This window comes from Flavobacteriales bacterium (assembly GCA_020435415.1).
Lineage (GTDB): Bacteria > Bacteroidota > Bacteroidia > JACJYZ01 > JACJYZ01 > JACJYZ01.
Map to the genome: position 1 here is coordinate 35236 of JAGQZQ010000016.1, position 9251 is coordinate 44486.

General features: G+C 44.9%; 10 protein-coding genes. 5 read left to right on the forward strand and 5 right to left on the reverse strand.

Annotated elements, in window-relative coordinates:
- Positions 1-131: 131 nt before the first annotated feature.
- The 3 genes from KDD36_04645 (at position 132) to KDD36_04655 (ending at position 3428) form a co-directional block, all read left to right on the forward strand.
- The gene (locus KDD36_04645; protein ID MCB0395914.1) at positions 132-665 is read left to right on the forward strand and encodes a YfiR family protein; all 534 of its coding nucleotides are present in this window, start codon (positions 132-134) and stop codon (positions 663-665) included.
- Entirely contained in the window at positions 655-2922 is a 2268-nt protein-coding gene (locus KDD36_04650; protein ID MCB0395915.1) for a PAS domain S-box protein, read from the forward strand. The genes KDD36_04645 and KDD36_04650 overlap by 11 nt, the downstream gene beginning before the upstream one ends.
- Before the next feature lie 128 nt (positions 2923-3050).
- Positions 3051-3428, forward strand: coding sequence for an Hpt domain-containing protein (locus tag KDD36_04655; protein MCB0395916.1), 378 nt, complete (start codon positions 3051-3053; stop codon positions 3426-3428).
- On the opposite strand, the gene KDD36_04660 is transcribed toward KDD36_04655, so the two are convergent.
- Entirely contained in the window at positions 3429-4598 is a 1170-nt protein-coding gene (locus KDD36_04660) for a fused response regulator/phosphatase (protein MCB0395917.1), read from the reverse strand. It lies immediately after the preceding gene.
- A 239-nt stretch (positions 4599-4837) separates the two neighbouring features.
- Here KDD36_04660 and KDD36_04665 point away from each other — a divergent pair, with 239 nt between their 5' ends.
- A complete protein-coding gene (locus KDD36_04665) occupies positions 4838-5458 on the forward strand; it encodes an SET domain-containing protein-lysine N-methyltransferase (GenBank protein MCB0395918.1) in 621 nt (206 codons plus the stop codon).
- A gap of 59 nt (positions 5459-5517) precedes the next feature.
- Here KDD36_04665 and KDD36_04670 read toward each other — a convergent pair whose 3' ends face one another.
- The 3 genes from KDD36_04670 to KDD36_04680 form a co-directional block, all read right to left on the reverse strand.
- The gene (locus tag KDD36_04670) at positions 5518-6384 is read right to left on the reverse strand and encodes a DUF1571 domain-containing protein (protein ID MCB0395919.1); all 867 of its coding nucleotides are present in this window, start codon (positions 6382-6384) and stop codon (positions 5518-5520) included.
- A gap of 100 nt (positions 6385-6484) precedes the next feature.
- Positions 6485-6685 carry a hypothetical protein gene (locus tag KDD36_04675; protein ID MCB0395920.1) on the reverse strand — a complete coding sequence of 67 codons (201 nt, stop codon included), beginning with the start codon at positions 6683-6685 and terminating at the stop codon, positions 6485-6487.
- Between the two features lie 119 nt (positions 6686-6804).
- Positions 6805-7371 carry an RNA polymerase sigma factor gene (locus KDD36_04680; GenBank protein ID MCB0395921.1) on the reverse strand — a complete coding sequence of 189 codons (567 nt, stop codon included), beginning with the start codon at positions 7369-7371 and terminating at the stop codon, positions 6805-6807.
- 110 nt (positions 7372-7481) lie between these two features.
- Here KDD36_04680 and corA point away from each other — a divergent pair, with 110 nt between their 5' ends.
- Positions 7482-8543 (forward strand): magnesium/cobalt transporter CorA, encoded by a 1062-nt coding sequence (gene corA, locus KDD36_04685; protein ID MCB0395922.1) that lies wholly within the window; start codon positions 7482-7484, stop codon positions 8541-8543.
- A 520-nt stretch (positions 8544-9063) separates the two neighbouring features.
- Here the strand turns inward: corA and KDD36_04690 are convergent.
- On the reverse strand, positions 9064-9251 hold a 188-nt coding region (locus tag KDD36_04690; protein MCB0395923.1), incomplete at its 5' end, for an FxLYD domain-containing protein.

Sequence of the window (9251 nt, forward strand, 5' to 3'; positions counted from 1 at the left end):
GGGCGTGAAGGATGAACAAATACTTGTCAAATGGCACGGCGAAAACCGTACCGGAAGACCGGAAGAGAACCGAAAAACGGTTATCTCATTGATCACTGATAAATGATAGTTTGCCAGGGAGGTTATACATATTGGTTTTAGTTGTTTTATTGGGTAGCCTGCTGAACCCTCATAAGGTGCATGCGCAAACCTATTCCGAATACGAGGTGAAGGCGGCATTCCTTTTCAATTTCGGCAAGTTTGTGGAATGGCCGGAGAAGGCATTTCAGTCTCCAACTTCTCCAATTATTGTAGGCATTATCGGGGATGATCCATTTGGAGACGTGTTAGATAAAACCTTGAAAGGCCGCGCCATGAATGGCCGCAGCTGGTTGGTAAAACGCTATAAAGGAGTAGAGGAAATAGATGACTGCCACATTCTGTTTGTGGCGGGTTCCGAACGCGGACGCTTGCGTGAGATCCTGAACGCGATCAAGAACAAACCCATCTTAACGGTGGGCGATGAAATCGAAGAGTTCTGTCAACTGGGAGGCATCATTAACTTCTCCAGCCGGCAAAGTAAATATGGGTTTCAGATCAACAAAGTCACGGCAGATCAGAATAGAATCCGCATCAGTTCCAAATTATTGATGCTGGCCAAAATTATCAAACCGTATGGCTCTTAGTTTCCGGAACATATCGATCCGGAAAAAGTTAATGCTGATCATCATGACGGTCAGCGGCATTACACTCATCCTTTCCTGCACGGCATACCTTTCTTTTGAATATAAACGTGCCCAGGAAGAGATGGTCCGTGAAGTGCAGATCATGGGAGAAGTATTGGGTCAGAATAACACCAGCCCGATTCTCTTTTATGATACCCTGACCAGTACACAATCGCTTAAAACGCTTGTAGCGGATAACAACATTGACAGGGCCGTGATCTTTGATGCCGATGGCAATCCGTTCAGCAGGTATATCCGGCCAGGGCTGAGTGGTTTGGGTGAAATACCGGATATACACGAAGGATACATCTTCAATGGAGACCAACTGGACGTTTTCATTCCCATTGCAGAATCCGGTGAGAATATAGGCACCATATACCTGCAAACAAATCTTACAAAACTTCACTCGTCGCTTAGGCGATCGGTGATTGTCATTCTCATCATCCTGGCAGTATCCCTGGTGGTCGTATACCTCGTGTCCTTGCGGTTGCAGCAGTTTATATCGGATCCGATCCTAAAGCTTGCGAATACAGCCCGCAGGATTTCCAAGGACAAGGATTACTCCATTCGTATCGACAAAAGAGGTGATGACGAGGTAGGTGTACTGATCGACGGTTTCAACGAGATGTTGGGTGCTGTAGATCGTGGTAACAAGGCTTTGCAGGAAAGTGAAGAACGATATCGCACGATTGTTGAGAATGCACATGACCTGATCTATCGTACCAACTATCAGGGAGATTTCACGTACGTTAATCCAATTGCCAAGCGGATGACCGGCTACAGTGAGAAGGAAATGATGCAGATGAACTATATGGATGTCATTCATCCTGACTCCCGCGACAGCGTGCTGGGTTTTTATCGTAACCAGTTGCTGAATCTGGTACCTACCAGCTATTTTGAATTCCAGATCCGGACAAAAGATGGAAAGGACATATGGATCGGTCAGAACGTTGAAGCCACCATTGAAAAGAACAAGGTATTGGAATTCCAGGCGGTGGCCCGGGATATCACTGAAAGGGTGAAGGCTGAAGAGGCGCTTACCATTGCCAAGGAGCAGGCAGAAAGCGCCACACAAGCCAAATCAACTTTTCTTGCCAACATGAGTCATGAGATCAGAACACCTATGAATGGGGTGATGGGTATGGCGCGTTTGCTGGAGGATACGAGCCTCACAAATGAGCAGATGGAGTACGTGCAGGCGATCAACATATCGGCGGAGAACCTTCTCACCATTATTAATGATGTGCTTGATTTCTCCAAGATCGAAGCAGGGAAGGTGGTGCTCGAGAAGGCCACATTCAGCTTGCGCGATTTCATGAAAAGCGTGGAAAGGTCGTTGAAGATATTGTCAGACCAGAAAGCATTGGAACTGGCGGTGGATATTTCTTCCGATATTCCGGACATGTTGGTGGGAGATAGGGTACGGCTGAATCAGATCTTGGTGAATCTGGTAGGGAATGCAGTCAAATTCACGGAGAAAGGTGGCGTATCTGTAGCTGTAAATCTCATGAAGCGAAAGGGAAATAAACTATGCATTTATTTCCAGGTAACGGACACGGGAATAGGTATACCTGATAATAAGATCGAGAGCATCTTCTCAAGTTTTGAACAGGCATCCGGGGACACCACACGAAAATATGGCGGAACCGGCCTGGGATTGTCAATCTCAAAAGAGTTGGTCGGTTTGTTCGGTGGTCAGATTAACGTAGAAAGCCGGGAAGGCCTGGGAAGCAGTTTTACGTTCTCCGTCTGGATGGAAGAAGCATCCGTTCAACATTCAAGCAGAGAAGAGAAGAGTGCTTCCGGAGAGGATTACGATGTACTGAAAGGCAGGAAGGTGTTGGTCGTTGAAGACAACAAGATCAATCAGATGCTTGCCAAAAAAGTCCTCTCTAAATGGGGCATGGAGGTAACCCTGGCGGACAATGGTGCGTTAGGAGTAGAACAGGTGCAGGGTGACGGCTTCGAGCTTGTTTTGATGGATATTCAAATGCCGGAGATGGATGGCTATCAGGCAACAGCGGCCATCCGAAAATTGGCGGATGCAGGAAAGAGCGGCTTGCCTGTCCTGGCAATTACGGCACATGCTGCCCCGGAAGAACGCGAAAAATGTCTGAAAGCAGGCATGAATGACTATATTTCTAAACCATTTAACGAAACGCTTTTAAAAGATAAAATTGTTTGTCTGTTGCAAGACGCAAGCAAGAAAGTAAAGTGATTAACACGCTTTTAGGTGAAAATGCCTATCTTGGTGAGGTGTCTCCGACTGTAACCAACGAATCTGTCCAGGACTGAGTCGGGCGCCACAAACCTTCGATATGCTAGACCAAAATAAAAAAGCCAATCATGGATAATGCGTTTCAACAAGGCCCAGTTATGCCTGTGACTGATTTATCATATCTCAACGACCTCTCTGGAGGAGACCCAGCCTTTGTGGTTGAAATGATTGACTTGTTCAATGACAAAATCCCGGAATACCTCCAGCAACTGGAAAATCATATGTTGAAACAGGATTGGCAGGAGGTAAAAGCGCTGGCACATACCATCAAACCCAACATTGATTATATGGGAATTGATAACCTGAAAGAAGTGGTCCGCCGCATTGAAAAATTGGCTGGTGAAGAAACGGAAACCGAAGAAATTCCTGCGCTACTTAGTAAGATGAAGGAAGTTTGCTCGGAAGCAATTCAGGAATTAAGAGTTGAAGCAGATAAGCTTCGCTGATCAGAAGAACAGCCCCATTACAAGTACATCATCTACTTGTTCCAAATCGTTCTGCCACTCATCAAACATCTTCTTGATGCCTTTCTTTTGTTTATCGGGAGACAGCGTGCCCATGTCTGTAAATGCTTTGCGCAGACGTTTGGCGGTTAATTTCTTTCCGGAAGGTCCACCGAACTGATCGGTGATGCCATCAGTAAACATATACAGTGCATCCCCCTTCTCCAGCGTGATTTCCTGGTTGCTGAAATCCTTCTTCTTCTGTTGCGTACCGCCAACAGGGTACTTATCTCCCTTCCACTCCTTGATATTGCCATTGCTTACCTGAATGAGGGGACGGTATGCACCTGAGAAAGTCACTTTGCGACGACTTTTATCAATACGACACAAAGCGATGTCCATGCCATCCTGAGAGTTTCCGTTCTCTCCATTCTGATGCAAAGAGTCGATCAGCCGCTTGTCAACTTCATGAAGAATCTCAGCTGGCGATTTGTCTGCCTCTACGCCTGCGGCCCTGTTGAGGAGATTGATGCCTACCAGGGAAATAAGTGCTCCCGGAATGCCATGTCCGGTGCAATCAATACAGGCAACCATCACATCACCGTGATACTCCCTTACCCAATACAGGTCTCCCGAGAGAACGTCTTTGGGTTTATAGAAGACAAAATGTGATGGGAACAGTTTTTTCATGATCTCCTGTGACGGGAGAAAAGCTTCCTGAATCCGTTTCGCGTACCCTATGCTTTCGTTAATCTCCCGGTTCCGGGTTTCCAGACTTTGTTGCAGGCGATGAATCTTCAGCTGCGTTTTTACACGTGCCAGGACTTCCTGCCGGTAAAAAGGTTTGATAATGTAATCCACGCCACCTGATGTGAATCCACGCAGTTTTGAATCAACATCATCCAAACCGGATATGTAAATGATAGGAATATGGGCCGTGGCTTTATTGGATTTCAGTACACGGGCTACCTCAAACCCGTCTTTGTCCGGAAGGCGGATATCAAGGAGAATAAGGTCCGGAAGCTCGTTCTTGGCAAGCCGTATTCCTTCAGTAGCAGTTTCTGCCTCCAACAATTTGTGGTTGGAGTCCAAACCCTTCAAGCTTGCCCTCACGGCAGCAATGTTCATCCTGTTGTCATCAACAATCAGGATCTTTTCGTGTAATTCTGACATAGGTTCGTTCGCGAACAGTAATAGGTTGCCAGTGCTAAAATAACCTTTCTTTTTTGAAATTGGGGGTGGAGAAGAAAATGAATGCCCCGTACCGGCCCGGGGTTATTATTCTGTACTTCCCGGAACCTTTGATAGTGGCTGTTTTCAACAGGATGGAATATTATTTCAACAATTCGTTTTTTAGTAGTGACCTTTTCCAATTGCTGCGTCTAAATGTAAAACCAAACAGATACAGTTTTATGATCCATCCTGATACAGAAATCCGACAGATCAACGAGACCATAGGCGTAGGTGTATTTGCGACCAAACGCATTCCTAAGGGAACCATCGTCTTCGCCCTTGATCCGCTGGACATTGTTTTACCAGGTGATGACCCGCTGATTAAACATCCGGGACTGGGCAGCTATATTGAAAAGTATAGTTTCAGGGATGAGCAGGGCAGGCGCATACTCAGTGTCGATCATGCCAAGTACGTGAATCACCATTGCAGCCCAAACACACTTTGCACCGCGTGGGGGTTTGACATCGCAGTGAGGGACATTGAGGCTGGTGATGAGCTTACATGCGACTATGGTTTGCTGAACATAGAGTCCAATATGGAATGTATGTGCGGAGATCCGGGTTGCAGACTGGTGATTGCTCCTCATGACGGTCTGATGCATAGCCGTCATTGGAACAAGGTGATCAAGCAGGCGCTGAAGTCAGAAAAGGAAGCGAAGCAACCGCTGGCCTTCCTGCTGAGCCCTGTGGTGAAAGCGCAACTGGAGAAATACCTTCAAACAGGTAAGGGCTATATCAGCGTGGAAAAGATGGTTTACCTGGAAGGAAATTCGAACCGGAAGATCCGGTTGGCAAGTTAGACTCGGGTTTGATGTGATGTCCGGTATTGCCCGGAGATTCATGGAGAAGTATCCAATACCTATTTGATACGGCCCAGGTTACTTTCTGAAAAGGTGGCCTGGGGGATGACGTAATTGATCTTCACATTGGTCATCAGGTATTTTTCGAACAGGCCACTTTCATCAAATATTTTTTGCTCAACCGGCAGGTAGGTTTTTTTGTCGATTGCAATGCGAAACCACTTTGCATAGGCATTTGGTATCCGAATCCGCTGTCCAGCCTTTACATCCTCATAGTCGTCAATCTTTTCTTTATTGAGTTCCAGGATCATATACTCGTTCAGATGTTTTTTTCTGGCAATACCCACCAAGTCCTCTCCTTCTCGCACAGTGTAGTCCGTATATCCATAATTCTTTACGAGTGAATGGATCACATAACACGGCGTCCCTTCTACCACGATTTCCGGTTCAAGGGTAAAAGCAACATCAGGTTGTCCCCTTAAGTGCTGCATGATCCCTACAAAATAGGAGAAACCCAGTTCGAAAATAGTGTGGTGGTTGTTTTTTCGGGCTAGCTCTCCCAACGGGTCGATGTTCATCTTCATGTAAGGAAAGCCCTTTGGATTGTATATCATATCGCTCTTCCCCTGCGTACCATTGAACAATATTTCCGAGCCTCGCTGTGGTTGGATCATATAGAGGTAACAACGAAATGGCGCCACCTGCATCCATACTTTTTGCTGGCCGTATAGCAATTCACCATCAATCCGTTCCCAATTCTGAAGCTGAAACTGGAGTGTACGGAGCGAATCCACACTGGCAATCATACGGTTCATGATTTCAGGTGCATCGGTAGGATATACAGATACACGGGGAGCAGAAGAAAACCCTCCTCCTAGCATGGCACAAACGACCAGACCAGTGATATAAGCATACTTTCGTTTCATAAACAAAATCTCCGCTACCTTGTTTTTGTGAACAAGGGTAATGCCCGTCTACGAAACGAACAAATAAAATGTGAAGTTACCTTGTTAAGGTTCCTGCGACCTAAAACTCGTCGTCGTAATCTTCATCAAAAAAACCGCCTGAGAATGAATCATCCAGAAAGGCATCATCATCGTCATCATCGGATATCGTCTTTTTCTTTTCCTTTCGGGGTGCTTTTGCTTTGGTAACAGGCACGCCATCTGTGACTTTCTTGTCCGTCTTGACGTTCTTCGCGTTTTTCTTAGAAGTTTCCTTTTTCATAACCCAGGATTTGGTGGCTGTAAATCAGGATAAATGTTAACGTGTGAATGATTGAGTTGGTTTACTATAAATATAAGGGATTCATCGCAACAAAACACGCACTGAGCATAGCGATAAATTCATGTGTCCAAAGCAGTATAGAATTGGTTATGCAAGGCCACGATCCGCTGTCTTGCGCGTGTGATCTTCATCTTTGCAGCACTTTCAGATGACAGCTGGAAAATTTCCTTGATCTGTTTGATGGTCATCCTTTCCATATATTTCATCAGAATGATGGCCTTGTCCTCCGGTTTCAACAGCTCCAGGATCAATGTCAGACGTTCTTCCGCCAGGTCCAATACCTGAGCCACATCCTCATCATCCACATCATCCGGAATATCAAGCACCGATGCCCAATCGTCAAAACGAACCCGTTTATGCTTTCTCAAATATTCGATGCAGTGATGATAGGTAATGGCATATAACCACGTAGAGAACGTGGATTGGCCTTTGAAGCCCGAAAGTTTTTCCAATGCTTTTACAAAAATGTCCTGGGTGAGGTCGTCCGCCAGTGCTTTATTTCGGGTCATTCCAAAGCACTTGTCCAACACCCTGGACCGATATCTGTTGTAAAGTTCGCTGAAATTCTCCGTTTGCCCCTGGTTGATAATGGTTTCAATCAGGTACTCGTCTGATCTGGAGTTCATGGTCTATTCTCTGCGCACTATGGTCCCTTTGCATTTGAGGATCGGGACAACTTTACTCCAAAACTAATGCAAAAAACAATATATTCGAACGATGCCATAGCAGAAAATACATGAGAAAGAAAAAAAACAGAGCCAAACGCAAAGCGCCGGGATTGCCGCCCGGTGCGTTGATCTATACCGGAAACCAAACCGGAGAGAAAGCCAATATCACCGCCATTCAATACAGCCATGATACATGTAATGAGTATCCTGTGAAGTCTGTTGATGCCCTGAAAAAACCTGATCCTGAAGCGGATGGTGTCCTATGGGTAAATCTGGATGGATTGTATGATGTGGAATCCATTTCGGAGATCGGAAAAACATTCGGAATACATAACCTGATCCTCGAGGATATCCTTAATATCGAACACCGACCCAAGGCCGAGGAGTTTGATGACTTCCTGTTCTTTACTTTGAAAATGCTCGATTATGCACAGGATGGTACCATTACCTCAGAGCAGGTAAGCATTGTGTTGGGAAAGAACTACCTGATATCATTTCAGGAAAGACCCGGTGATGTTTTTGATCCGATACGGGAGCGAATCCGAACCGGAAAAGTACGCGAGAAAAAGGCGGATTACCTTTCCTACATTCTCCTTGATGCAGTGGTGGACCGGTACTATCTCATCATTGATCAGATGGCCACCAAAATGGAAGACCTCGAAAATCAGATCATCCAGGATACCAAAGATGAAATGATGTTTGAGATCCAGGAAATGAAAACGCATATGGTGGAGTTAAGGCGTTCTATTTATCCCTTGCGTGAGGCAGTCGGTTATATCGAAAAATGTGGCGATGGCATTGTGAACAGGGGTACTCTGCGTTATTTTCATGATCTGTATGACCATATCATCCAGGTGATCGATCAGTTGGATAGTTACCGGGAGGTGCTTGGTTCACTGCAAGATCTCTTTCACTCCATGGTAAGCAACAAGATGAACAACATCATGAAGGTACTTACCATCATGGCATCCATCTTCATCCCCCTCACCTTCGTTGCCGGTATTTACGGTATGAATTTCGAACACATGCCGGAGCTGCATTACAAATACGGATACATACTTGCCTGGGGTGTGATGGTCGTGATGGCCCTCGGCATGATCTGGTATTTCAGAAAGAAGAAATGGTTTTGAATTTAGTAGATAGTAGATAGTAGATAGTAGATAGTAGATAGTAGATAGTAGTTAGTAGTTAGTAGTGGTGAGCTTCCAGGGTAAGGTTTGTTTGTAGATATAATGCCAATGATTATTGACCGCCAACTAATTACTATCTACTAACTACTATCTACTCAGTACTAATTAAACTGTTGTGTTCGGCGAAGGTTGTACCTTCGTCGTTCTATTCTGTAGCTTGTAGCTACTTCCATCTACCAATGATAATTTGCTGATTGAAATACGTGCGAAATAAGCTGAAAGCTTAATTTTAATCCGACGAAGGTACACCTGTCCCGGTATCGCAATGATCCGGGAGCCTTCGCCGAACCCTCCAGGAGTCATGAGGCCCCCAATAATTACCCGCCGGCAACGGTTTGAATATGGTGCGTTTGGCATTTTGAAACACTTCATTTTCAAACTACTACTAATTATATTTATTGCTATCATGTTCATATTTAGCACTATCTGCCAAATGCACTATATTTTTTGTTGTAGCACGTTATTTTATTCTTACTTCATCAACTTCAACTCTAACTCTATCATAATCAGGGTTGTTTTTATGCATAATTTCAAATTCTTTGGACATTCCAGGTAATAAATCTTCTAAATCATTATCAATATCTGTGTCAAGAACATTTCCATAATCATCAAGATAGTATGCTTTAATTTTAAAATATCTTATTGTCC

Coding starts and splice junctions, on each gene's coding strand:
- KDD36_04680 (MCB0395921.1), bottom strand. CDS start 7,371: ATGAACTCCAGATCAGACGAGTACCTGATTGAAACCATTATCAACCAG.
- KDD36_04665 (MCB0395918.1), top strand. CDS start 4,838: ATGATCCATCCTGATACAGAAATCCGACAGATCAACGAGACCATAGGC.
- KDD36_04650 (MCB0395915.1), top strand. CDS start 655: ATGGCTCTTAGTTTCCGGAACATATCGATCCGGAAAAAGTTAATGCTG.
- KDD36_04675 (MCB0395920.1), bottom strand. CDS start 6,685: ATGAAAAAGGAAACTTCTAAGAAAAACGCGAAGAACGTCAAGACGGAC.
- KDD36_04670 (MCB0395919.1), bottom strand. CDS start 6,384: ATGAAACGAAAGTATGCTTATATCACTGGTCTGGTCGTTTGTGCCATG.
- corA (MCB0395922.1), top strand. CDS start 7,482: ATGAGAAAGAAAAAAAACAGAGCCAAACGCAAAGCGCCGGGATTGCCG.
- KDD36_04660 (MCB0395917.1), bottom strand. CDS start 4,598: ATGTCAGAATTACACGAAAAGATCCTGATTGTTGATGACAACAGGATG.
- KDD36_04655 (MCB0395916.1), top strand. CDS start 3,051: ATGGATAATGCGTTTCAACAAGGCCCAGTTATGCCTGTGACTGATTTA.